At 71.0% G+C, this 23,485-nt stretch carries 29 protein-coding genes; 16 read left to right on the top strand and 13 right to left on the bottom strand.

Annotated elements, in window-relative coordinates:
• Positions 1–21: 21 nt before the first annotated feature.
• From KF837_16060 to flgB, 9 genes are read right to left on the bottom strand one after another with little or no spacing between them, the layout of a single operon-like run.
• On the bottom strand, positions 22–2,829 hold the full coding sequence (locus tag KF837_16060) for a hypothetical protein (GenBank protein ID MBX3228836.1): 2,808 nt from the start codon (positions 2,827–2,829) through the stop codon (positions 22–24).
• On the bottom strand, positions 2,826–3,260 hold the full coding sequence (locus KF837_16065) for a hypothetical protein (protein MBX3228837.1): 435 nt from the start codon (positions 3,258–3,260) through the stop codon (positions 2,826–2,828). Before KF837_16065 ends, KF837_16060 begins: the two co-directional genes overlap by 4 nt.
• A complete protein-coding gene (locus tag KF837_16070) occupies positions 3,257–4,573 on the bottom strand; it encodes a FliI/YscN family ATPase (protein MBX3228838.1) in 1,317 nt (438 codons plus the stop codon). Before KF837_16070 ends, KF837_16065 begins: the two co-directional genes overlap by 4 nt.
• On the bottom strand, positions 4,570–5,154 hold the full coding sequence (locus tag KF837_16075) for a hypothetical protein (protein MBX3228839.1): 585 nt from the start codon (positions 5,152–5,154) through the stop codon (positions 4,570–4,572). The genes KF837_16070 and KF837_16075 overlap by 4 nt, the downstream gene beginning before the upstream one ends.
• Entirely contained in the window at positions 5,154–6,134 is a 981-nt protein-coding gene (locus tag KF837_16080; GenBank protein ID MBX3228840.1) for a hypothetical protein, read from the bottom strand. The genes KF837_16075 and KF837_16080 overlap by 1 nt, the downstream gene beginning before the upstream one ends.
• A 60-nt stretch (positions 6,135–6,194) precedes the next feature.
• Entirely contained in the window at positions 6,195–7,859 is a 1,665-nt protein-coding gene (fliF, locus tag KF837_16085; protein ID MBX3228841.1) for a flagellar M-ring protein FliF, read from the bottom strand.
• The gene (locus KF837_16090) at positions 7,852–8,196 is read right to left on the bottom strand and encodes a flagellar hook-basal body complex protein FliE (GenBank protein ID MBX3228842.1); all 345 of its coding nucleotides are present in this window, start codon (positions 8,194–8,196) and stop codon (positions 7,852–7,854) included. The genes fliF and KF837_16090 overlap by 8 nt, the downstream gene beginning before the upstream one ends.
• Before the next feature lie 2 nt (positions 8,197–8,198).
• Positions 8,199–8,648: a flagellar basal body rod protein FlgC gene (gene flgC / locus KF837_16095; protein MBX3228843.1), complete on the bottom strand. Its 450-nt coding sequence runs from the start codon at positions 8,646–8,648 to the stop codon at positions 8,199–8,201.
• Positions 8,648–9,043 carry a flagellar basal body rod protein FlgB gene (flgB, locus tag KF837_16100; GenBank protein MBX3228844.1) on the bottom strand — a complete coding sequence of 132 codons (396 nt, stop codon included), beginning with the start codon at positions 9,041–9,043 and terminating at the stop codon, positions 8,648–8,650. Before flgB ends, flgC begins: the two co-directional genes overlap by 1 nt.
• A 101-nt stretch (positions 9,044–9,144) precedes the next feature.
• Between flgB and KF837_16105 the strand changes: the two genes are divergently transcribed.
• From KF837_16105 to KF837_16180, 16 genes are all read left to right on the top strand, one after another.
• Positions 9,145–9,471 (top strand): flagellar FlbD family protein, encoded by a 327-nt coding sequence (locus KF837_16105; protein ID MBX3228845.1) that lies wholly within the window; start codon positions 9,145–9,147, stop codon positions 9,469–9,471.
• A 1-nt stretch (position 9,472) separates the two neighbouring features.
• Positions 9,473–10,243, top strand: a complete 771-nt coding sequence (locus KF837_16110) for a flagellar motor protein (GenBank protein ID MBX3228846.1) — start codon at positions 9,473–9,475, stop codon at positions 10,241–10,243.
• A gap of 6 nt (positions 10,244–10,249) precedes the next feature.
• Positions 10,250–11,068: an OmpA family protein gene (locus KF837_16115; protein ID MBX3228847.1), complete on the top strand. Its 819-nt coding sequence runs from the start codon at positions 10,250–10,252 to the stop codon at positions 11,066–11,068.
• Positions 11,065–11,280, top strand: a complete 216-nt coding sequence (locus KF837_16120; GenBank protein ID MBX3228848.1) for a hypothetical protein — start codon at positions 11,065–11,067, stop codon at positions 11,278–11,280. The genes KF837_16115 and KF837_16120 overlap by 4 nt, the downstream gene beginning before the upstream one ends.
• Positions 11,267–11,818, top strand: a complete 552-nt coding sequence (locus KF837_16125) for a hypothetical protein (GenBank protein MBX3228849.1) — start codon at positions 11,267–11,269, stop codon at positions 11,816–11,818. Before KF837_16120 ends, KF837_16125 begins: the two co-directional genes overlap by 14 nt.
• A 338-nt stretch (positions 11,819–12,156) precedes the next feature.
• Positions 12,157–12,939, top strand: coding sequence for a flagellar basal-body rod protein FlgG (gene flgG / locus KF837_16130; protein MBX3228850.1), 783 nt, complete (start codon positions 12,157–12,159; stop codon positions 12,937–12,939).
• A 5-nt stretch (positions 12,940–12,944) separates the two neighbouring features.
• The gene (locus KF837_16135) at positions 12,945–13,700 is read left to right on the top strand and encodes a flagella basal body P-ring formation protein FlgA (GenBank protein ID MBX3228851.1); all 756 of its coding nucleotides are present in this window, start codon (positions 12,945–12,947) and stop codon (positions 13,698–13,700) included.
• Positions 13,700–14,398, top strand: a complete 699-nt coding sequence (locus tag KF837_16140) for a flagellar basal body L-ring protein FlgH (protein MBX3228852.1) — start codon at positions 13,700–13,702, stop codon at positions 14,396–14,398. Before KF837_16135 ends, KF837_16140 begins: the two co-directional genes overlap by 1 nt.
• Positions 14,399–14,430: 32 nt before the next feature.
• Positions 14,431–15,516 (top strand): flagellar basal body P-ring protein FlgI, encoded by a 1,086-nt coding sequence (locus tag KF837_16145; GenBank protein ID MBX3228853.1) that lies wholly within the window; start codon positions 14,431–14,433, stop codon positions 15,514–15,516.
• A complete protein-coding gene (locus KF837_16150) occupies positions 15,513–15,791 on the top strand; it encodes a hypothetical protein (protein MBX3228854.1) in 279 nt (92 codons plus the stop codon). Before KF837_16145 ends, KF837_16150 begins: the two co-directional genes overlap by 4 nt.
• Positions 15,792–15,858: 67 nt before the next feature.
• Positions 15,859–16,116 carry a flagellar biosynthesis anti-sigma factor FlgM gene (locus tag KF837_16155; protein MBX3228855.1) on the top strand — a complete coding sequence of 86 codons (258 nt, stop codon included), beginning with the start codon at positions 15,859–15,861 and terminating at the stop codon, positions 16,114–16,116.
• On the top strand, positions 16,113–16,418 hold the full coding sequence (locus KF837_16160) for a hypothetical protein (protein ID MBX3228856.1): 306 nt from the start codon (positions 16,113–16,115) through the stop codon (positions 16,416–16,418). The genes KF837_16155 and KF837_16160 overlap by 4 nt, the downstream gene beginning before the upstream one ends.
• Position 16,419: 1 nt before the next feature.
• Positions 16,420–17,787, top strand: a complete 1,368-nt coding sequence (gene flgK / locus KF837_16165) for a flagellar hook-associated protein FlgK (GenBank protein ID MBX3228857.1) — start codon at positions 16,420–16,422, stop codon at positions 17,785–17,787.
• Positions 17,788–17,839: 52 nt separating this feature from the next.
• Positions 17,840–18,715 (top strand): hypothetical protein, encoded by an 876-nt coding sequence (locus KF837_16170; GenBank protein MBX3228858.1) that lies wholly within the window; start codon positions 17,840–17,842, stop codon positions 18,713–18,715.
• A 2-nt stretch (positions 18,716–18,717) separates the two neighbouring features.
• Positions 18,718–19,023 (top strand): hypothetical protein, encoded by a 306-nt coding sequence (locus KF837_16175; GenBank protein ID MBX3228859.1) that lies wholly within the window; start codon positions 18,718–18,720, stop codon positions 19,021–19,023.
• A 229-nt stretch (positions 19,024–19,252) separates the two neighbouring features.
• Positions 19,253–19,642, top strand: coding sequence for an HPF/RaiA family ribosome-associated protein (locus KF837_16180; protein ID MBX3228860.1), 390 nt, complete (start codon positions 19,253–19,255; stop codon positions 19,640–19,642).
• Between the two features lie 8 nt (positions 19,643–19,650).
• Here the strand turns inward: KF837_16180 and KF837_16185 are convergent, their stop codons facing one another.
• The 4 genes from KF837_16185 to KF837_16200 all read right to left on the bottom strand — a co-directional run bounded on the left by KF837_16185 (position 19,651) and on the right by KF837_16200 (position 23,439).
• Positions 19,651–19,887: a hypothetical protein gene (locus KF837_16185; GenBank protein MBX3228861.1), complete on the bottom strand. Its 237-nt coding sequence runs from the start codon at positions 19,885–19,887 to the stop codon at positions 19,651–19,653.
• Positions 19,888–19,913: 26 nt separating this feature from the next.
• A complete protein-coding gene (locus KF837_16190) occupies positions 19,914–20,909 on the bottom strand; it encodes a hypothetical protein (GenBank protein ID MBX3228862.1) in 996 nt (331 codons plus the stop codon).
• Positions 20,910–21,029: 120 nt separating this feature from the next.
• The gene (locus KF837_16195; GenBank protein MBX3228863.1) at positions 21,030–21,563 is read right to left on the bottom strand and encodes a Uma2 family endonuclease; all 534 of its coding nucleotides are present in this window, start codon (positions 21,561–21,563) and stop codon (positions 21,030–21,032) included.
• A 79-nt stretch (positions 21,564–21,642) separates the two neighbouring features.
• Positions 21,643–23,439: a serine/threonine protein kinase gene (locus tag KF837_16200; protein MBX3228864.1), complete on the bottom strand. Its 1,797-nt coding sequence runs from the start codon at positions 23,437–23,439 to the stop codon at positions 21,643–21,645.
• Positions 23,440–23,485 lie beyond the last annotated feature (46 nt).

The following is a 23,485-nucleotide window of genomic DNA, read 5'->3' on the forward strand; positions in this document are numbered from 1 at the left end:
CGATTCGTCTCCGACGGAGGGTCAAAGCACGAAGCGGGCCCGACCACGGATTTGACGCCTGACGGGGTCTTGGGGCTCTTGGGGCTGCCGCTCGTGCTGCTCGCGCTGCTCGCCGGCCTGCGAATTACCTGAATTTCCTCGCTCGAACGAAGGGTTCGAGGGGTGATGGTGCTCCACCGTGACGTGGACCTGCGGGACCTCGGCCTGGACGTGGGCGCGGAGCTCGGATGCGTGGGCGGCGATGAGGGCGCGGCCGTCGGCGTCGTCGGCGCGGACGTGGACGTCGACGTTGGAGCGTTCGTCGAGCTGGGCGCGGACCTCGACGCGGCCAAGCTCGGGCAAGACGAGGTGCCCGCGCGCCTCACCGGACGCGAGGACGCGCTTGTGCCCGAGAGCCTCCGCGGCGCGGACCGCGGCTTCCGCGTCGACGCGGGGGAGCGGGGGCGCGGCTTTCGTCACGGTTTTGACGTGTGCGACGTCCGCCGCCAGCGGCGGGGCGGCGGCAGGGGTGGGGGGGAGGTCGTCGGGGCTGTCGGGATCGTCCGCCGCGAGCGCGAGGAAGGATTCCATCGTGCTCACGCTCGACGCGAACGCAAAGGGCGCGGCGGCGGCGGCGTCGCGTTCGCCGTCGTGAGAGATGCTCGAGCCGCCGAAGTGACTCGCGTCGATCGCCGCATGCACGGTCGCGCTCGGCACATGACCTGCTCGCGTGGCGGCGCCGATGGTTGGGCCGCCGTTCGGGTAGGACGCAACCCCGCCCGCATGGGCGCTCGCGAAAGGAGCGCCGTACGCGCCACCGGCGCTCGCGACGTCCGCGCCGGCCGGGCCGTTCGCGGCGGCGTCGCCCGCGACGTTCGCGCCGGTCGGGCCGTTCGCGCCGCCGGCGCTCGCGAGGTTCGCGGCGGTCGGGCCGATGGGTGCTCCGTACAGGCTCAACGATGCGGTGCCGTCGGCGCTTGCGACGTTCGCGGCGGTCGGGTCGTTCGTGCCGGTCGGGCCGTTCGTGGCGGCGTCTGCTCCGGGCGCGTTGCTCGTGCTCGCGGCGGTGTCCGCTTGGTGTGCGTTCGTGATTGCGCCGCGCGCATCGTCGTTGCCGCCGTGCCCGGTCGCGAGTGCGATGCCGATCGCAGCTGCGTCGTTCGGGCCGAAGGCGTCGTCGCTCATGCGGATCCCGGCGCGTGCATCGACTGCAGGGCGGTTCGCGCCGTTCGCGCCGTTCGCGCCGTTTACGCCCGGCCCCTTCGCGCTCGCACCACCGCTCGCTCCGTACGCATCTGTCACGCCGAAGGCACCAACATGCACGCCAGCTTCGCTCGCACCAAACGCACCAGCACCCGCGCCGATCTCGCCGCTCGCGCCGTCGCTCGCACCGAACGCACCGCTGGCACCGTTCACGCCGAACGCACCGCTCGCGCCGAACGCACCACCACTCCCGCCGAACGCCCCCGCGACGGGAACACCGCTCACTCCGGCCACACCAAACGCACCGCCGCTTGCGCCGAACGCACCACCACGCACGCCAGCAGCACCGAACGCGCCGCCAGCACCAGCAGCACCAGTCGCACCGAGCGCGCCGCCAGCACCAGTCGCGCCGAACGCGCCACCGGCACCAGCACCAGTCGCGCCGAACGCGCCACCGGCACCAGCACCAGTCGCGCCGAACACGCCGCCGCTCGAACCAGCAGCACCGAGCGCGCCAGCAGCACCGAGCGCACGGCTCACGCTCGCAGCACCGAGCGCACCAGCAGCACCGAGCGCACTGCCGCTCACGCTCGCAGCACCGAGTGCACTGCCACTCGCGCCAGCGGCACCGAGCGCGCCGAGCGCACCGCCACCCGTGCCCGCCGAGGACGCGCCGAGAGCTTCGGTGCTGGCGGCGACGATGCCGTGTGCGAGAGCGCGGTTCGCTCCGGAGCCGAGCGCGCCGGTCGCTCCGAGCTCGCCGGTCGTGCCCGCGCCGCCATCGCTCATCGCTTGATTCGCGGCGGCGCCAAACGCACCGCTCACGTTCCTACGCGAGCCGAAGCCGGCGACGCTCGCGCTCCCCATGCTCTCCCCCGCACCAAATCCGACCGCGCCGCGACCACCCGCGCTTCCGTTCGCCCCCGCGTCGAGTCCACCCGCGCCGAGTCCACCCGCGCCGAGGTCGTCCGCGCTTCCGTTCGCACCGACGCCGACCCCACCTGCGCCGCGTCCACCCGCTCCGACCCAACCCGCGCCGGCGCTGAATCCGGACGCGCCGCGTCCGTCCGCGCCTACCCAACCCGCACCGGCGCCCAAGCCGCCCGCGCCCAAGCCGCCCGCGCCGTGCGCGCCCGCGCCCCGACCTCCCGCGCCCGCGCCCAAGCCGCCCTCGCCGTGCGCGCCCGCGCCAACCCAACCCGCGCCGGCGCCGAAGCCGCCTGCGCCGTGCGCGCCCGCGCCAACCCAACCCGCGCCGGCGCCGAAGCCGCCCGCACTGTGCGCGCCCGCGCCAACCCAATCCGAGGCGCCGAAGCCGCCCTCGCCGCGACCTCCCGCGCCGGCGCCGAATCCTCCCGCGCCGCGACCTCCCGCGCTGCGGCCGCCCAAGTCGCGCTCGCCATGCCCGCTCGTGGCCGCGTCAACGTGGGAGCCGTTTGCGCTCGGGACCTGCGTGGGCGGGAGCTGCAGGGCCGCGGCCATGCGCTCGTGCCACCTTTTGACAAAATCTTCTTTTTCGTCTTTTTCGACAAGCGACGACAGCGTGTCCTCGAAGGCGCTCTTGTCCGGAGTCGCCTCCTGCGTGCGGCCCTTCGACGTGGACGCCCTTAGGGCCGTCAGGAGGCCGAGGCTTGTCGTCGAGCTCATACCGCCACGCTCCGCTTGCGGGCGGCGACTTCGTCGTCGGCGAGGCGTTGTACGCGCTTCGCCTCGATGCGTGCCAGCTCTTGCGTGTTCTCGAGCCATGTCTCGTAGCGGCGGAGCTCGATGCGCGCCGTCGTCATCGCCTCGCGCGCGGCCGCCTCCTCCGTGCGCGCCACCAGCGCCGCGCGCTCGTGGTCCTCGATCGAACGACGCAGCCACTTGTGCTCGAGGTCACGGTGCTGGAGATCCGCCGCGGTCGCGACGTCGTCGGACGTCGTCGCGATGAAGGCGTTCCAGAGCGCGATCGCGCGGCGGAGCGCGGCCTCCGCCTCCAGCGTCGCGTGGTGAGCGGCGACGTGGGCCGTCTCCGCCGCGTCGGCGGCGCGCTGCTTGATGTCGACGAGGCGGTAGATCATCTTCGTTTGCTTGCTCATCGCTTCGACTTCTCCGCGATCGCGCAGAGGCGCGCGATCGTCTCGCTTTGCGGCGTCGCCTCGTCCGGCGTCTGCCGGAGGAACGCCTGGATCACGTCTTCTTGCGCCTTGTAGGCGTCGACGTGCTTGTTCGAGCCCGGCACGTACGCGCCGATCTGCATGAGGTCCGCCGCCTCCTCGTACGCCGCCAGCATCTCGCGGAGCCGCGACGCGGCCTGCGTGTGCTCCTTCGTCGAGACGTCGCGCGCGACACGTGACACGCTCTTCAGCACGTCGATCGCCGGGTGGTGGTTCTTGTCCGCGAGGCGGCGCGTCAGGACGATGTGACCGTCGAGGATGCCGCGCACCGTGTCGGCGATCGGATCGTTCATGTCGTCGCCCTCGACGAGGACGGTGTAGACCGCGGTGATCGAGCCCGCCCCCGCGTCGCGGCCCGCGCGCTCGAGGAGGAGCGGGATCGACGCGAACACCGTCGGCGTGTAGCCCTTCGTCAGCGGCGGCTCGCCGGCGGCGAGGGAGGCCTCGCGCAGCGCCATCGCGAAGCGCGTGACCGAGTCCATCACGAGGAGCACCTTCTTGCCCTGCGCGCGGAAGTGCTCCGCGATCGCCGTCGCCCGCAGCGCGCCGCGCACGCGCACGAGCGGCGGCGCGTCGCTCGTCGCGGCGACGACGACACATCGATGCATCTTCTCCGGACCGATCGCGTGGCGGACGAAATCGCCGACCTCGCGGCCGCGCTCGCCGATGAGCGCCGCGACGATGACCTCCGCGTCCGCCTGCCGGCAGAGCATGCCGAGGAGCGTCGACTTGCCGACGCCGGTGCCCGCGAAGAGGCCGATGCGCTGCCCCTCGCCGAACGCGAGCGTCGAGTCGATCGCGCGGACGCCCGTGCCGAGCGGCGTGTCGATCGGGCGGCGCGCGAACGGCTGCGGCGGCTGGTTGTAGAGCGGAGCGCGACCGCCCACGCGCGGCGCGGGACGCGCGTCGAGCGGGTGGCCGAACGCGTCGATGACGCGGCCGAGCAGCGCCTCGCCGACCTCCGCCGACGCCTCGCTCGTGCGAAGGCGAACCCGCGTGCCGGGCGCGATGCCCGCCGTCGGACCGAGCGGCGCGGCGAGGAGCTTGCCGTCGCGGAAGCCGATCACCTCGAGCGTCAGCCTCCTCCCGTCCGCCTCCACCTCGAGCTCGCGACCGAGCGCCGCCTTGAGGCCGCTCACCTCGACGAGGAGCCCGACCACCTTGTCGACCTTGCCCTCGGCGCGCACGAGCGGCGCGCTCGCGACGACGTCCAGGTGGTGCGAGAGATCGATCATGACCCGACTCCGAGCGCGTCCGCGATCGCCGCCATGCGCGGCTCCGCGCCGACCTCCACCGTGCTGTCGCCCGCGCGCACGATCGCGCTCGCGCCGTCCTCCGCCAACGCGACCTCACCACCCGGCAACATCGCGAGCGCCTCGTCGATCCACGCCTGCATCAGCGCCGGATCGCTCTCGACCTCGCGGCCGACCACGCGCCGCGCGATCGCGAGCGCGAGCTTCACGATCGCGGGCTCGCTCTCCTCGATCACGCGCGCGCGCGTCGACGCGCTCTCCGCGACGACGCGGGCGAGCTCGCTCTGCAGCGCCGCGACCTCGCGCTCGAGCTCGAGCTCGCGCGTCGTCTGGATGTGGGGGCTTCCGCGGCGCGAAGAAGGCGGCGGAGGAACGGACGGGCGCATGCTCCGCGGCGGCGGCACCGACGCGATGAGCTGCACCGACGACGGCGGCGACGCCGGCCGCGACGGAGGCGACGACTCGACCTCGGTGACGGCGTCGGCGAGCGCTCGCATGCGGAGCCACGAGGGCTTCGCCATCCGCGGCGCGCCCGGCGACATCCAGGGCGCTTTCGGCTGCATCACTCTTCCTCGCGTCCGAGCGAGAGCTTGCCTTCCTCTTCGAGCTTGAGCGCCGCGTCGATGATCTCGCGACGCGCGGCCTCGACGTCCGCCTTGCGGACGTGCCCCATGTTCGCGAGGTCGTCGCGGATGAGGTCCGCCGCGCGGCTCGAGAGGCCCGAGAAGATCGCGGCCATGACCTCCTCCGGCGCGTTCCGCAGCGCGATCGTGAGCCGATCGGTCGCGACCTCGCGGAGGAGCGTGCGCATCGCCTTCGAGTCGAGGCGCGCGAGGTCGTCGAACGTGAACATCGCCTGCTTGATGATCGCGGCGAGCTCGGGGTCCTCCGCTTCGAGCTCGGAGAGGATCGCGGCCGATGCGGCCTTCGACGTGCCGTTGAGGAGCTCGGCCGCCTTCGCGACGCCGTCGACGGTGACGAGCGTGCTCGCCTCCGAGTCGGGGAGCTGCGCCGCGAGCGCGGCGGCGACGTCCTCGATGACGCTCGCGGGGAGCTGCTTCATGCGCCCCATCTGCAGCACGATCGGCGCCTTGCTCGCGTCGTCGAGCACCGCGAGGATCTCCGCCGCCGCGCTCGGGTCCATCATCGAGAGCACCGCCGCCGCGAGCTGCGGAGGCTCGCTCGCGAGGAGGCTCGCCACGTCCTCGGACGCGGCCGTCTCGAGCTTCACGAGCGGCGACGTCGCGCCGTGCTCCTCGAAGAGCGCGCGCGCGCGGTCCTCGCCGATCGAGCCCGCCGAGAGCCGGCGCAGGTAACCGAGGCCCCCGCGCGGCACCGCGACCGCGGTGTTCGCCTTCTCGAGGAACTCCTTGAAGGTGCGATTCACCGCGTCCTTCGGGACGACCCGCATCGTCGACGCGACCGAGCGGAGCTTCTTGAGGTCGTCCTCGGAGAGCTCGTCGACGATGGGGCGCGCCACTTCTTCGTCGAGCGAGAGGAGGAAGAGCACCGCCTTCTCCGCGTTCGTGATCTGCGTCGTCATCGAACCGTCATCACTTCAGGAATCGAGCCAGCGCCGAGTGTCAGCGCCATGACGCCTCGCTCAGGCCGCTTCCTCGCGGACGCCGGCGGCCTCGCTCGCGGTGCCGAGCCAGCCCTTCACGATGAGCGCCGCGGTGGACGGGTCGAGGAGCGCGCGCTCGCGCACGAGCTGCTTCAGGTCGTCGGCCGAGGTCTCGTTTTCTTCCTCGTTCTTGCCCAGGATCTCGACCGTCACCTGCTCGGCGGAGGCCTTCTCCTTCGCCGCCACGAGCGCGAGCGCTTCGCTCACCGCGCGCGCCTTCTTCCGGCTCCGCTTCACCATGAGCGCGACGAGGACGAGGAAGAGCAGCGCGCCGCCGGCGAGCGGACCGACGTGGAGCGGGTTCTTCAGGTCGATCGGGAGCTTCGTCGTCGGCGCCGGCGGCGCCGGCGGCTCGGCGACCACGAGGAAGGGCACCGCCTCGACCGTGACCGCGTCGCCGCGGCGCTCGTCGAAGCCGACCGCGCTGCGGACGAGCCCCGTGATCTTGTCGAGCTCCTCCTTCGAGCGGTTGCCGTCGATGACGACCGCGACGGTGAGCCGCTTCAACACACCGCCGGCGACGACGCGCTTCTCGCTCACGTGATCGACCTCGAAGTTCCGCGTGTGCTGCTCGCGCGTGGGGAGCGTGCCCTTCGCGACCTCGGGAGCGCCGCCGTCCGCGGCCTTCGCGCCCGCCGCCGAGCCGTTCGGGAGGTTCGACTCCGCCCCCGGCACGCCCGCGACCGGGGGCTCCTCGCCGGCCGTGCGCTCGATCGTCGACTCCTCGCTCCGCAGCGCCGTCCGCGACGGATCGTAGCGGTCCTCGACGTGCTCGACGCGCGCGGAGTCGATGTCGGCGGTGACCCGCACGTCGGCGTGGCCGGCGCCGGTGACCTTCTCGACGATGGCGCGGGCGCGCTCCTCGAGCGTGGCCTCGAGCGCGCGGGCCTTCGACTCCTTGTCGTCGTCGACGCCGATGCCGTCCTCGCCCGCGCGGCGCGGCCGATGGAGGACCTGGCCCTCCGTCGTCACGACCGCGACGCGATCGGGTGAGAGGCCCTGCACCGACGTCGCGACGAGGTGCACGATGCCGGCGACCTCGCCGCCGCCGAGCGCGCGGCCGCCGCGGAGCTTCAGGACGACGCTCGCGCTGGACGGCTCGTTCTTGCTCACGAACACGGATTTCTCGGGCAAGACGAGGTGGATGCGCGCGCTCTCGACCGCGCCGATCGCGCCGATCGTGCGGGAGAGCTCGCCCTCGAGCGCGCGGCGATACAGGATGCGCTGCTCGAAGTCGGTCGCGCCGAGGCGCATCTTGTCGAAGCTCTCGAAGCCTACGTTGCCGCCGCGCGGCAGCCCCTGCCCCGCGAGCTCGAGGCGCGTCTCGCGCACCTTGTCCTCCGGCACCTCGATGAGCGAGCCGTCGCCCTGGAGCCTGTACGGGACCTTGAGCTCCTTGAGCTTGGTGACGACCACCGCCGCGTCGTCGCGATCGAGGTTCGTGAAGAGCGGGGCGTACGGCGGCTCCGCGTGGTGGAACGCGAAGAAGCCGCCGATCGTAAGGGCGCCGATGAGCGTGAACAGCGCCGCCATGCGCGCTCCGCTCGACATCGACCTGATCTTCGCCACGACCTTCTCGAGGACGGGCTTCGCCGGCCCGGCCTTCGCGACGAGGTTGTCGACGACTCCCGTACCCTCAGACATTGATCCTCCAGAGCTCGTGGAACGCGTCCATGAGCTTGTCCCTGACCGAGCCGACGAGCCTCATCGAGATGTCGGCTTCCTTCATCGTGATCATCGTGCCGTGCAGGTCGTCCGACGTGCCGGCCGCGAGCGCCTCGGCCTTCGCCATCGCCTCGCGCTCCTTGTCACTCGCGGCCATCGCCGTGTCTTCGAGGACCTTCCCGAACGACGGCCCGGTGACGTGCTCGCTCTTCTTTGCTTCCGGCGTGCCAGGCTCGCCGCCGATCTGCAGCTCCTGGCGGCGCTCGATCGCGGCCTGGCGCATCATGCTGGCGTAGCCGGAAGACTCGATTTTCACGGTTACTTCCCGATGCGGAGGGCCGCGCGGGCCATCGCCTTGAGCGACTCGATCGAGGTGATCCCCGCCTCGTAGGCGCGGGAGGCAGTCATCATGTTGACCATCTCCGTCACCGTGTTGACGTTGGGGTACTCGACGTAACCCTCCGGATTTGCGTCGGGATGTCCCGGCTCGTACACCATCGTCCCCGGGCTCTGGTCGGGCCGGACCTCGGCCAGGCGGACCGTCTCGATCTTCCGGAGGACAGGGTCGCGGGTCGCGGAATTCAGCGGTTTCGCCTCGAAGACCGGATCGAGCCGCTTGTAGGGGCCGCCCTCCTCGGTCCGCGTCGTGCGAGCGTTCGCGAGGTTGCCGGCGGTGATGTTCATGCGGCTGCGCTCCGCCGAGAGGCCGGAGGCCGCGACTTCCATCGCCGAGAAGACACCCGCGTGGTTGGCGGCACCGATCTTCATCAGCCGTGCTTCCCGTCGGAGGCGGCCCACGCGAGCGACGCGAGCTCGCTCGAGGCGAGCTGGGCGAGCATGTCGTACCGCATCTGGTTCGAGGCGATCTTCACGGCCTCGCGATCGAGGTCGACGCCGTTCTCGTCGCCGCCGGCGGCCGCGCCCGGGTCCTCGATCACCTTTCCGTGAATTTCTCCTCCAGGAGTCGCCCCGATGGACGTTCCGGCGTTCGTGGCCGCCATCGCGACGTGGAGCTGTCCGGCGAAATTCACGTTTCGCTCGAGATCCACGGGCTTGTAGCCCGGGGTGTCGATGTGGGCGAGGTTCGACGTGAGCAGGTTGTGCCGGTCGAGGTGGTAGTCGAGCGCGCCGCGGAGATGCTCGACGCTATCGAGGAGGGCCATGCGGTCCCCTCGTCCATGAACCGTTCCATCGCTCCTCGTCGCCCGAGCGTCATGGAACCGGCGCTCCGCGATGGCTCGGTCGTTGCGATGGGCCCCCCGCGATGCTCAAGCTGACCCGTCTCGACCACCGCACGGTGGCGATCAACCCCGACCACATCGCGTGGGTCGAGGCCACCCCGGATACGACGCTCTGTCTGATCGGTGACCGCAAGATCATCGTCCGCGAATCGCTGGACGAGGTGATCGAGCGCTTCACCACCGCGCGCGCCAAGATGGGCGGGACCGGGCCGATCAACGTCCCTTCGATGCCGCCGCCGTCGTCGAGCGGCCGGCGCAGCCTCCAGCCTTCGCGCCCCTCCGGCGCGTTCAACCGGCCCGCGCTCGACGCCGCGATGATCGCGCCGTCGATCATCGACGAGGACGGCTGAGATGCGCCCCGGCGCCCTCATCGGCATCCTCATCGCGGTCGGCTGCATCGTCGGCGGCAACATCTGGGAAGGCGGCCACGTCGGCGCGCTGGTCGGCGGCCCCGCCTTCCTCATCGTCATCGGCGGCACGGTCGGCGCGATCGTCGTCCAGTACCCCTTCAGCGACATCAAGACGGGCCTCCGCCTGATGGCGGGCCTCTTCAAGCCGCACAAGCTGAACGGCGAGAAGCTCGTCGAGGAGATCGTCGACTACGCGAACCGCGCGCGCCGCGACGGCATCCTCGCGCTCGAGAAGGTCGGCGAGCAGGCGTCGGATCCCTTCCTCAAGAAGGCGCTCATGATGGCGGTCGACGGCGTCGACTCCCAGACGCTGCGCGAGACGCTCGAGGTGACGATCGGCGTCGAAGAGCATCACGCCGAGAACGGCGCGAAGGTGCTGGAAGCAGGCGGCGGCTACGCGCCGACCGTCGGCATCATCGGCGCCGTCCTCGGCCTCATCCACGTCATGAGCAACCTCTCCGACATCGCCGCGGTCGGCGTCGGCATCGCCGGCGCGTTCGTCGCGACGATCTACGGCGTCGCGTTCGCGAACTTGATCTGCCTCCCGATGGCGGCGCGGATCAAGCTCGACATCGCCGAGACGGCGAAGCTCCGCGAGATGGAGCTCACCGGCGTCCTCGCGATCCAGGCCGGCCTCAACCCGAAGCTCGTTCGCGACCGCCTCGTCCAGTTCCTCGGCGACCACGGCGGCCACGGCGAGAAGAAGAAGTAGGCGCCGATGGCCCGGAAAAAGAAGCATCCGGAGCACGTGAACCACGAGCGATGGCTCGTGAGCTTCGCCGACTTCATGACGCTCCTGATGGCGTTCTTCGTCGTCATGTTCGCGGTGTCGCAGGTCGACTCCAAGAAGGTCGGCCGCTTCACCGAGCAGTTCTCGAAGGCGGTCGGCATCGACATGTTCCCGCAGCCGGGCAAGGGCCTCATGACCGGCGCGCTGGAGGGGTCCATCGTCGAGACCGACAACCAGCCCACCGCCGGCAAGGGCCCTGGCCAGGGCGCGCTCCCCGAGGAGCTCGCCGCGATCCGCAACGCGCTCGTGAGCACGAAGGACGACGACGCGGAGCTCGCGAAGGTCCAGATCATCGCGCGCCGCAACGAGCTCGTGCTGCGTCTGTCGGACAACCTGTTCTTCGAGACCGGGACCGACACGCTCGAGCCGAACGCGAAGGCGGTCGTCGTCAAGCTGGCGCACGAGCTGAAGGGACGGAAGGTCGACATCCGCGTCGAAGGGCACACCGACGTCCGCCCGATCAAGACGGCGCGCTTCCGCTCCAACTGGGACCTCTCCACCGCGCGCGCGACCACGATCGTCGCGGCGTTCATCGGCGAAGGGATCGCGCCGGACCGCCTCTCGGCCTCCGGCTACGGCGAGTTCCACCCCGTCGCCGACAACACGACCGACGAGGGCCGGAAGCAGAACCGCCGCGTCGACATCGTCGTGACGATCCCGGTCCCGCAGGCCGGCGACGAGCCCGAGCCGGCGCCGGCGCCCGCTCCAGCTTCGGCCCACGATTCGCATGAAGGTCATCCACGATGAGCCAACACACCGCCACCGCCACCGCCATGACGCCCGCCCCCGCCACCGAGCCGACGCGCACCACGACGCCGGAGGAGTGGCGCCGCGCCGCCGCGCGCGCGCGCTTCCTCGGCCGGAGCTCGGGGATGATGCCCGCGGTGCGCCCGACCGCGACGATGCCCGCGGTCCGCGCAGGCGCGCCGGGCCCTGGAAACACGAATGGCGCTCGCTGAGCGCCGCCGCGGGGGTCGGGCGCTCGCGGAGCGCCGCGCGGGTTGGGGGCTCGCGGTCTTGGCCGCGGCGCTGATCCTCTTCTCGAGCGGCGCCGCGCACGCGCAGAAGTGGGTGACGAGCGGCGTGACGCAGTTCTCGAGCGGGATCGAGGGCGGGGGAGGACGCGTCGCGACGATGGGGCGCGCGCAGACCCGCGCGCGCATCGGCGCGGACCTCTTCGTCGACGAGGATCCGCAGGACATCTTCGGCGCCGCCGTGATCGTCGCGGTCGAGCCGCGCTCCGCGTTCGGCCTCGACTTCCGCTACACGCGCGTCGTCGCGCAGCGCTTCGCCTTCAGCGGTGGCGCGATCGGCATCCTCCAGCCCGCGTCGCTCGTCGGCCCCGTCGCGGCCGCGGAGTACCGCATCCCGCTCGGCAAGGGCTTCGTGTTCACCGCCGGCCCGGAAGCCAACGTCTTCGTCGTCGGCACCGATCTGCCGGACCGCACCGTCATCTGGCAAGGCCTCTTCCTGGTAGGGATGCGTGTCTCTCTCTAGGTCAGGGGCTCCGCCCCCGACACCCCCGCGCGCGCGCGAACACGACCCGCGAAGACGCGGGTTGCTTCGCAACCGCTGTGGCGGTCGCGTTCGCGCGCCGGGCCTCGCGGTCGTCCTCGCGTTCGGGGTGGTCGTCGGGGCGTGTTCGGCGGGGGATGGGGCGTGTCTTCGGAAGACGGACTGCGATGCGCCGTATGCGTGTGTCGATGGGACGTGTCGGACGGACGAGGTGCTCGCGAGCTCGTCGGTGGTGGGCGACGCGGGAGCGTCAGACCAGTGACGGTCGACGGCCGGTTTGACGCTTTTTCTTGGGCACACGCTTCGCAGAGGAATGACGCATGTTCCGATCGCTGAATATCGCCGCCACGGGCATGGTCGCGCAGGAGACGAAGCTCGACACCATCTCGAACAACCTCGCGAACGTGAATACGACGGGGTACAAGCGCCAGGACGCGCAGTTCGAGGATCTGCTCTATCAGAACATCCGCGCGGCGGCGCCGACGCAGGGGGGAGGGGCGGCGCCGTCGGGGACGCAGGTCGGCACCGGCGTCCGCGTCGTGTCGACGTCGCGATCGTTCTCGCAGGGCGCGACGATCCAGACCGGCAACCAGCTCGACCTCGCGATCGAGGGCAACGGCTTCTTCACCGTGACGAAGCCGGACGGCACGATCGGCTTCACGCGCGCCGGCAACTTCAAGGTCGACGCGCAGGGCCGCGTCTGCACGAACGACGGCCTCTCGCTCGAGCCGCCGATCAACGTCCCGCCCGACACCGCGTCGATCTCGATCAGCTCCGACGGCACGATCAGCGCGACCTCGGCGAGCGCGCGCACGACGACGCAGCTCGGCCAGCTCCAGATCGCGACGTTCCCCAACCCGAACGGGCTCGAGGCGGTCGGCCACAACATGTTCGCGCCGACGCTCGCGTCCGGCGAGCCGATCAGCGGCAACCCGGGCATGGACGGCCGCGGCGCGATCCTCCAGGGCGCGCTCGAGGGATCGAACGTCGAGATGGTCGAGGAGATGGTCGGCATGATCCGCACGCAGCGCGCGTACGAGGTCAACTCCAAGGTCATCAGCGCGGCGGACGACATGCTCCGCAACGCGACGCAGGTGCGGTGAGCGGGATGAAGGTCTTCGCTGCGCTCGTCCTCGTCGCCGGCCTCGCGAACGCCGCGAAGGCCGCTCCCCCGGCGCCCGCCGCCGCCGCGACCACGCGCGTCGAGGTCAAAGGTCCGCGCGTCCGCGCGAAGGACATCTTCCCCGGCGCCGTCGCCGACGTCGACCTCGGCCCCACGCCGCCGATCGGCAGTACGCGCGTGATCGAGAAGGCCGACATCGAGAAGGCGTTCGCGGAGGCGAAGGCGCAGGCGCCGAAGAAGATCCCGAGCGCGGTGCGCGTGTCGCGGAAGACGCGGAAGCTCTCGGCGCTCGAGGTCGACGGCGCCGTCAAGTCGGCGCTCTCGACGCAGAAGCTCCCCCGCGGCGCCGAGCTCGTCAAGGTGCGCGCGAGCGCGGTCGAGGTCGCCGACGACTACCACCACGTGAACGTCGACCTGCCGCCAGTGCCGCGCCGCGCCGGTCCGACCACGGTGCAAGCGACGGTGACGTTCCTGAGCGAGAGCGCGGACACGCCGATCTTCCGCACGGTGGTGCCGCTCGACGTCTCGCTCCCGCCCGAGGCCGCGTTCGCGGACATCCCGCGGGGCGCGCCGATCACGATCGTCGTGAAGAAGGGCCTCGTCGAGGTGAGCGTGCCCGGCGTCGCCGCGCTCGACGCGGACGTCGGCGGCATCGTGCCGGTGACGCTGAAGCCCTCGGGGCGCATCGTTCGCTGCCGCGCCGTCGACAAGGACCACGCCGCCCTTCTGGAGGACTCGTGATGCGCCGGTCGCTCGGGCTCGTCCTGTTCGGCGTCGTCGCGCTCACCGGCTGCGGGCCGCGCCACGTCCAGCCCTTCACGCCCCGCCATCGCGTGTACGAGCCCGGCGCGTATGCGCAGGAGAGCGCGGCGGCGAAGCCCTCGAACGGCTCGCTTTTCAGCGAGGCGAACGGCGGCTGGCTCGAGGACACGCGCGCGGTGCGGGTCGGCGACTTCGTCGTCATCAAGATCGACGAGCAGGCCAACGCGAAGGGCAACTCGACGACGAACCTCTCGAAGGACTCGTCGACGACCGGCGGCGCGAGCGCGCTCCTCGGCCTCGTCCCCGCGCTGAAGAAGGCTTATCCCGACATCGATCCGACGAAGCTGATCGACATGGCGTCGAAATCGAATTTCGCCGGCGCCGGCGACACCGCGCGCAACGGCGAGCTCTCCGGCAACATCGCCGTCCGCGTCGCGAAAGAGATGCCGAACGGCGACCTGTTCCTCGAGGGCACGAAGGTCGTGCTCATCAACAACGAGGAGTACCACCTCTACGTCTCCGGCCTCATCCGCCGCGCCGACATCAAACAAGACAACAGCATCGCGTCGTCGAAGATCGCCGACGCCCAAATCGAGTTCACCGGCCGCGGCGACATCGCCGATCAACAGCGCAAAGGCTGGCTCGCCAAGCTCGTCGAAACCGTCAATCCTTTTTGAAAGTCTCCATGCGTCGTATTGCCTCTTTGGTCGTGTTTCTCGGCGTCGTGCTCGGGGTCGTGTTGCGGCCTGGGGAGGCGAGGGCGGAGCGGCTGCGGGATCTGGTGGATGCGGGGGGGGCGCGGGAGAACCAGCTCGTCGGGTATGGGCTCGTTACTGGGCTGAGTGGGACGGGGGATGACGTGAGCGTTCCGTTTACGTCGCAGTCGGTGTTGTCGATGTTGCGGCGGCTCGGGGTGCAGACGGACAGTAACCAGATCCGGCTCCGCAACGTCGCGGCCGTCATCGTCACCGCGAACATTCCGCCCTTCGCGAAGGCCGGCACGAAGATCGACATCAATGTTTCTTCGATCGGCAATGCCAAATCGCTCACCGGCGGCGTGCTGGTGCAGACGATGCTGAAGGGCGCGGACCAGAAGACCTACGCCGTCGCGCAGGGCGCGCTCGTCCTCGGCGGCTACGAGGCTCGAGGCGCGAGCGGCTCCTCGCAGAAGCAGGGCTCCCTCACCGCCGGGCGCATCCCCGAGGGCGCGATCGTCGAGCGCGAGATCCCCGCTCAGATCGTCGACAACGGCACGATCAAGCTCGAGCTCCGGACGCCGGGGTTCACCGTCGCGTCGCGCGTCGCCGAGGCGGTGAACGCGAAGTTCCCCGGCGCGGCCTCCCCCCTCGACGGCGGCGCCGTGCGGGTGAAGGTGCCGGCCGGCTTCGAGAACAAGACCGTCGACCTCATGGCGCAGCTCGAGGACATCGAGGTCACCCCCGTCCGCCGCGCGCGCGTCGTCATCAACGAGCGGAGCGGCACCATCGTCGCCGGCGGCGACGTGCGCCTCGCGCCCGCGGTCATCGTGCACGGCAACCTCACGATCACGGTGAAGGAGACGCCGATCGCGTCGCAGCCGCAGGCCATGTTCGGCACCGGCAGGACCGAGGTGCTCCAGCGCTCCGACATCAAGACGGAGGAGAAGAAGGACGTGACCTACATGAAGGGCGCGCCCACGCTCGCCGACGTGTCCGCCGCGCTCGGCGCGCTCGGCCTCTCGCCGCGCGAGCTCGCCGGCGTCCTCCAGGCCCTCCGCGCCGCGAACGCGCTCGAGGCGGAGCTGGTGGTCCAGTGAGCTTCAAGGTCCAGGCGCCGCCGCTCGCGCAGAACGTCCAGCAAACCAAGGACACTTCCGACGCGAAGAAGGCGGAAGACGCGAAGAAGGTCGGCCGCGACTTCGAGGCGATCCTCGTGCGGCAGATGCTCTCGAACGTCCACGTCGGCGGCAAAGGCGGCTACGGCGACATGGCGAGCGAGGCCTTCGCGTCGGCGGTGACGGCGGGTGGCGGCCTCGGCTTCGGCCGCATGATCGCGGATCAGCTCGCGAAAGCGGCGCTCGAGAAGAGCTGAGAAAAAAGAAGCGAATCTTCCTCAAGGTCCGGCGAAAGCCGCCGTTCCTCCGAGTGAGAGCAAGACGATGCGAATCACCGACCGATACCAGAGCACGATCGAGCGAGTCGCGCCGGCGAAGCCCGTCCTTGCCACGTCGACGACGACCGCGACGACGGCCACGGCGGACCGCGCGTCGATCCTCGACATCCACATGTCGGCCCAGGCGCAGGAGCTCTCGAACCGCGCCGCCGGCGTGGAGCACCTCAAGCGTCAGATCGCGAACGGCACCTTCAAGGTCGATCCCGACGTCATCGCCTCGAAGATCGTCGGAGGCGACGAATGAGCCCGCAGGAGCTCCTCGTGCAGATGCGCCAGGCGCTCGCCGAGGAGCGCGACGCCATCCGGCGCCTCGACGTCAAAGGGGTGACCGCGGCCAGCGCGGCGAAGGAGGCGATCCTCGCGCGCGTGATGGCCGCGCCGGAGCACGAGCACAAGAAGGAGCTCGCGAGCGCGCTCCTCGAGCTGAAGGGCGAGCTCCGGCAGAACCTCGTCCTGCTCGCGCACGCGCGCGACTACCTCCGCGACGCGATCGCGCTCTGCGCCTCCGCGAAGCCGGCGCGACCGCGGCTCCAGGCGAGCCTGTGACATGAGCCTCTTCGGCCTGATGGGGACCGCGCGCAGCGGCATCACCGCCGCGAGCGCCGCGCTCCAGACGACGGGCAACAACGTCGCGAACGTCGCGACCCCGGGTTACGCCCGGCGTACGGCGGTCCTCGAGACGGCGACGGCGGGCGGCGGTGTGCGTTACGCACAGACCGTCCGCACCGTCGATCGTTTCGCGCAGGCGCACGTCGTCGACCAGAAGGCCAAGCAAGGCGCCGCCCGCGCGCGGAGCGACGCGCTCGCCGAGCTCGAGGCCACGATCGCTCCGCCGGACGGCTCGTTCGGCGACAAGGCGCTCGCGCTGGTGAAGGCGTTCAACGCCCTCACCGCGTTCCCGATCGACCCCGCGCTCCGCGCCGACGTCCTCGCCAAGACCGAGAACCTCGCCGCCGCGCTCCGGTCCACCGCCGCCTCGATCAACGCGCAGTCGGAGAGCCTGCTCGGCCGCGCCGGCGACGTCACGGTGGAGGTGAACGCGAACCTGAAGCGGATCGCCGATCTGAACAAGCAGATCGCGATCGCGCAGGCGAGCGGCGGCGACGCGGGGGCGCTCCGCGACCAGCGCGATCAGGTGATCAACGGCGTCGGCGAGCGCCTCGGCGCGAAGGCGATCGAAGACGAGAACGGTCAGGTCACGCTCTTCGCGGCGGGCGCGGTCCTCGTCTCGGGCAACGACGCGTCGCAGCTCTCGATCGATCTCGACCCGAGCACGGGCGCGATGCGCTTCTACGCACAGCCCAAGGGCGGCACGAAGCAGGAGATCACCGCCCGCGTCGACACCGGCACGCTCGGCGGCCTCCGCGAGGCGCGCGACACCGACCTCGCGAAGACGATGGCGAACCTCGACTCCTACGCCTTCGACGTCGCGAACGCCTTCAACGCCGTGCACGAGAAGGGCGTCGGCCTCGACGGCGCCGGCGACCGCGCGCTCTTCGCCGTCTCCGGCGCCGAGAAGGGCGCCGCCGCGAGCCTGTCGCTGAACCCCGATCTCGCCGGCCACCCCGAGCGCATCGGCGCCTCCGACGCGGCGGGCAACCTCCCGGGCGGCAACGTCGTCGCGCTCGAGCTCGCGGGGCTCTCCGACACGCACGCGTTCGGCGGCGCCACGCTCCCCGATCGCTACGCCGCGATGGCGACCGACATCGGCTTCCGCAAGGCCGGCGCCGACGCGGAGGTGCAGCTGCGCACCGACACGCTCGCCGTCGCGCAGGCGCTCTCCGACAGCGCGAACGGCGTCTCGCTCGACGAGGAGATGGTCAACCTCACCCAATACCAGCGCGCGTTCGAGGCCGCCTCGCGCGTGATGCGGACCGCCGACGAGCTCCTGCAAACACTCCTCAATGCCATCTAACGACTGACCGTTATCCAATTAGCCATTAGCCATTAGCCATTAGCCATTAGCCATGCGCGTCACCGAACGTTCCCGCATCGAAGGACTCACCCTCGCGCAGAGCCGGGCCGCGTCCCGGCTCGAGAAGGCGACCCGCATCGCGGCGGACGGCTCGAACGTGACCAAGCCCTCGGACGATCCCGCGGCCTGGGGCGCCAAGATCCGGCGCGACTACGACCTCGCGATGCTGGAGACGCGCGCGCAGACCGCGTCGCGCACGCAGGGCGAGCTCGAGATCGCCAACAACGCGCTCTCGGCGGGCGTGGACATCATGGTGCGCGCGCGGGAGGCGGCGGCCCTCGGCGCGAACGCGACCGCGAGCCCCGAGACGCGCAAGCTCCTCGCGCAGGACGTCCGCGCGATGCGCGCCGAGCTGATGAGCGTCGGGAATACCAAATACGGCGACCGCTACATCTTCAGCGGCACGAAGTCGGACACGATCCCGTTCGAGCTCGCGACGGGGGCGTTCAAGGGCAACGACCAGGTCATCAGCGTCCCGGTCATGGACGGCGTGCACCTCCCCGCCAACGTGAGCGGCGCGAAGGCCTTCACCGCCGCCGGCGGGCGCGACGTCTTCGCCGACCTCGAAGAGCTCGCGAACGCGCTCGACGCGAACGATCAGGACCGCATCCAGGCCACGATCGTGCACCTCCAGAGCGGCCACGATCAGCTCGTGCGCACGCAGGTCGAGGCCGGCTACGGCGCGCGCCGCTTCGCCGACGCGATCGACGTCCTCGCCAACACGAAGGGCGTCGTCGCCGAGCGCGAAGCGAGGGAGATCGAGGGCGACCCCGCCGCCCAGATCACGGAGCTCCAGCTCGCGCGCACGGCCTACGAGCGCAGCATCGCGGTGACGAAACAGATCCTTTCCCTCAACACGCACGGTTGACGATGCCCACCCTACCGCTGACCAAAGAGCTACTCCTCGAGACCCTCCGCGCGATCCTGCTCGAGGAGCGCGACGCGATCCGGCGCCTGGACGCGGACGGCATGGATCGCGCGAGCGACGCGAAGGAGGCCGTGCTCGCGCGGCTCCACGAGACGCCGCACGAGGACCGCGGCCCGCTCATCGAGGCGCTCGCAGAGCTCCAGCCCGAGCTCCGCCACAACATGATCCTGTTCACACACGCGGCCGCGTTCATCGCCGCGGAGAAGCGCGACCGCGCGAAGACGCCGTCGCTCCGCAAAGCAAGCTAGACGAGCTAGCTGATCAGCTCGACGAGGATCGCGGCGGCCGTCATGAACACGAAGACGAGGCCGAACGTCTTGGTGTGCTTGGCGATGAAGGTCCGTTGGTCGATCATGATGGGAATCTAGGGACGACCGAGCGCCGGGACCGTCCTCTTCGGCGGACACTGCGGCCACGGAATGGGGTCTTCAGCGGCAGGCGGATCGCTCCTACGTCTCGTGGGAGGAAGGAGCCCGCATGAGGATCGAAGTCCGCGCCTCCAACGTCGCGATCTCGGAGGCGCTCGCGCTGCACATTCGACGCAAGCTCGAGCTCGCGCTCCGGCGCCACGCCGTGCGCGTCGAGGACGTCGTCGTCCGCCTCGTCGACCAGAACGGTCCGAAGGGTGGACCGGACAAGCGTTGCACGATGTCGGCGCATCTCTCGTCGCCGGTCGAGAGCGTGCTCGCGGCGGCGACGGACGCCGACGCTTACGTCGCCGTCGGGCACGCGGCGGCGCGGCTCGGCGCGCGCGCCACGCGGGCCATTCGCCGTGACCGGCGGCCGAGCCGCGCCCGGCGGCCGAGCCGCGCCCGGCGGCCGAGCCGTCGCGCACGGCTCGAGGCCGCCGCCGCGGACGAGGCGTGAGGCGCGAGCTAGAGCTCGATCTTCGTGGTCTCGGCGTCGTCCAGCTCCTGCACGGCGTCGTCGCGCTCGCGTTGCTCGTCGTCCTCTGCGACGGGGCGTGCACGTGGCTCGCGACGACCGCCGGCGCCGTCGTCGCGCTGAGCCACGTCGCGCTCGCCCTTCGGCTGCACGCAGGTAGGGGGCTCGTTCGTCGTGAGCTCTTCGCTCTGCGCGCGACGGCGGTCGTCGAAGCGCCGCGCGCGCACCCGTACCGAACGGCGGCGTGCCCGCGTCACTTCCGGCGCGAGAAGGTCGCCTGCACCTCGATGCCCTCGCGGAGGCGGCAGCGCGGCGCGGCCTGCGACGGAAGCGAGAAGCTCCCGGCGTCGCAGTAGTGCGCGATCGTCGCGCAATGCGCGGCGGTGAGGTCCGCCGCGCACTCCTCGAGCTGCTCGCGGGTGAGGCCGCCGCCGAGAAACTCGATCTGCGCGCGCGGAAAGACACGGAGCTGCGAGCCGCAGACCTCCCACGCCTGGGTGGAGACGAGCTGGAAGTTCCCCGCGAGCGCCCCGCTGCCGGCGGCGATCACCGTCGCGCGGATGTCGTCGCCGGCGGGGACGTCACGCGAGAGCACGTAGCCGGTCGCGTCGTGCGCGGCCTTCGCCTGCACCACCGTCTCGAGCTCGTCGTCGAAGGCGGGGCGCGGGAACGCGGCGCCGGGGATGCACGCGGGTCCGCCGTGGACGGTCGCGTCGATCGCGATCCCCTCCTTCAGCAGACACCGCGGCGCCGCGCCCGGCGGGAGCTCGAACGACCGCGGCTCGCAGTAATGCGCGATCGTCGCGCACTCGGGGCGCGTGAGGTCTTCGGCGCAGCCCTCGAGCTGCGCCGCCGTCAGACCGCCGCCACCGAACACGGCGTGCGCCTTGGGCGCGACGACGATCGCGCCGCCGCAGTGGCGCCAGTCCTCGTCCGCGATCCGCTGGACGTTCCCCGCGCGCTCACCGCTGCCGAGCGCGAGGAGCGTGACCGGGTCCTTCGTCGCGTCGGCGAAGAGGTCCTTGCCGATCAGGACGCCCGTCTTCACATAGGGCGCGCGGGCGGAGGCGACGACGCCGATCTCTTCCTCGAAGCCGGGGCTGCGGAACGCCTTGCCGGGGGTGCACATCGGCGCGGTCTGATCCGCGCTGTCCTCCGCGACCTCTTCGCCGGCGGGCGGCGACGAGCAAGCGACGAGCGAGAGCGAGACGATCGAAGAAGCAACGAAGAAGAACGAACGAGCAAGCATGACCCCAACCTCCGCCCGGGCATCACGCACGAAGCAGGCCGCACATCGCCCTACGTGGGATCGCGCACTTGAGGCACGCAGACCTCGCCCTGGCGGCCTCCGCGCCGAGGCCGGGTCGATCTACGGATCGCGCGCGGGCCTTCTCCAGAGGAGCGAGAGATCGAGCTCGATCGCGTCGAACGGCTCCGCGCGCACCACCGCGTCACCTTCGTATTCGCCGACCTCGACCCAGCGGCCGCCTTCGAGCCGATAGACCTCGACCAGCTTCTCGCGCGGATCGACGAGCCAGTAGTGACCGACCGACTCACGCCGGTAGATGCGCCGCTTCTTCCCGCGGTCGATCGCCTCGGTGCTGTCGGAGAGCACCTCGCAGACCCAATCCGGAGCGACGGAAATCGCGGCCGGCGCCTCGTCGCTGAAGACATCGGCAGGCAAGCGGCCGGCGCGCCAGCCGGCGATGTCGGGATCGACGATGTCCGGTCTCCGACCGAGGTGAAGCTCCGGTTCGTAGAGGAACGTCCAGCCGCCCGGCCCTCCGCGACCGTGATCGAACGGACCGCGAAGCTCTCCGAATAGCTCCCCCGCCGCGCGTGCATGACGAGGCCGGGGCCGCGGCGTGAGGTAAAGCTCGCCGTCGAGGACCTCGGCGTACACGTTCTCGGGCGCGTTCCGATAGCCGGCCACGACCTCCGGCCGCAGGTTCGGGAACACTGCGTCGGGCGCGCTGGTCACGCTACTTCTCGTAGGCGTCTTTGAAGCCGCTCGGGGTGGGTGACGGGTCCGGCTTCGGGGCGGGCTTCGGCGAAGGCGACGGCGCGACGGTGTTCCCCGCCTTCGTGAGCTTCGCGTCGAGGGTCTTTTCGTTCGGCTTCACCGTGCGCGTCTCCGGCTTGAAGCCCTTCGCCTCGAGCAGCAGCTTGTGCGGCTTCGTCGCGTCGTCGCCCTTGAAGGTCACTTCGCACGGCGTCTTCGCGCAGAGCTCCTTGCCGCCCTCGTGCACGCTCGCGCCGGGCGGCTCGCTCGTCACGCGGATCGTGATCGTCTTTTCCGGCTTCTCCGGTTTTACCGGCAAAGACGCGGATGTGGCGGCGGACGCCGAGGCCGAAGGCAGCACCGGCGGGAGCACGGGCGGCGGGACCACCGGCGGCTCGACGCTCGGCGGCGCGACCGAGCCCGGCGCCGGAGGCAGCGTCTGCGCGGTGTAGTGGAACGCGAGCATGCCGAGGCCGCCGCCGACGCCGGCCGCGACGAGGATGCCGAAGACGACCCAGATCTTCGAGCGCGGGCGCGCCTCCACCACGCCCGAGTAGTCCGCGACCTGCTCCGCGCGGATCATCCCCATGCCCGTGTGCGAGCCGGTCACGCCGGGCGTGGAGCGGTACGCCGGGCGCATCGGCGGCGGCGGGCCCGTCGCCGACACCGCCGGCGGATAACCGGACTGCGCCGCCGCGGCCGCGGCCTTGAGCGAGGCCGACGCGCGCGCGCCGTAGACCGCGAGGCCCGGCGGGACCGGGGCCGGGCTCGGCGTCGGGAGCCACGGCGGAGGCGGCGGCTGGCTGATGCGCATCGGCGGCGGCGGGCCCGTGTTGTTCACCGAGTACGCGCCGGTCGCGCCCGGGTGCGCCACGATCTGGCCCGTCATCGAGCCGCCGTGCGCGCGGCGGATCGCCTGGAGGAGCTCGTCCATCGTCGAGAAGCGCTGGCTCGGCTCCTTCGAGATGCAGCACATGATGATCTCCTCGAACGCGGGCGAGCAGAGGAGGTTCGGGTTCACCTCGCGCATCGGCGGCGGCGGCTCGCCGACGTGCGCCATCAGGATGTTCACGCTCGTCGCGCGCTCGAACGGGACCTTCCCCGCGAGCATCTCGTACATGATGATGCCGAGCGAATAGATGTCCGTGCGCTCGTCGACGTGACCGCCCTGGATCTGCTCCGGCGCCATGTACTTCGGCGAGCCCATGAAGAGGCCGGTCTGCGTGAGCTGCTCCTCCGGGCGCTCGCCGAGGTGCTTCACGAGACCGAAGTCGAGGACCTTCACGAAGTCCTCGTCGTCCTCCGTCGGCGGCGGGATCGTGCCGTTCACGTCGGGCGCGCGCGTCGACGGACGGGTGAGGAAGATGTTCGCGGGCTTGAGGTCGCGATGGATGACGCCGAGGTGGTGCGCCTCGCGGAGGGCGCGGCACACTTGCGAGGCGATGCGGCCGGCGCGGATCTCGTGGAACACGCCCGCCTCGCGGAGCGCCTGGTGGAGCGTCTTGCCCTCCAGGTACTCCATGACCATGAAGAGGATGTCGTCCTCGGTCTTGCCGTAGTCGAAGATCGTGACCGAGTTCGGGTGCGTGATCTTCGAGGTGACGCTCGCCTCGCGGAAGAAGCGGCGATGGAACTCGGGATCGGCGTCGCCGCTGTAGTTCGGGTTGAGGACCTTGATCGCGCACAAGCGCCCGAGCGGCGCCTGCTCCGCGCGATAGACCTTCCCCATCCCTCCGCGCGCGATGAGGTGCGTGATCTTGTAGCGGTCCGAGATCACGCGGCCGATCAGAGGGTCAGGCGCCCCCGATTTCGTCGCCGGCTTG

The sequence above is a fragment of the Labilithrix sp. genome, assembly GCA_019637155.1.
GTDB lineage: Bacteria > Myxococcota_A > Polyangia > Polyangiales > Polyangiaceae > Labilithrix.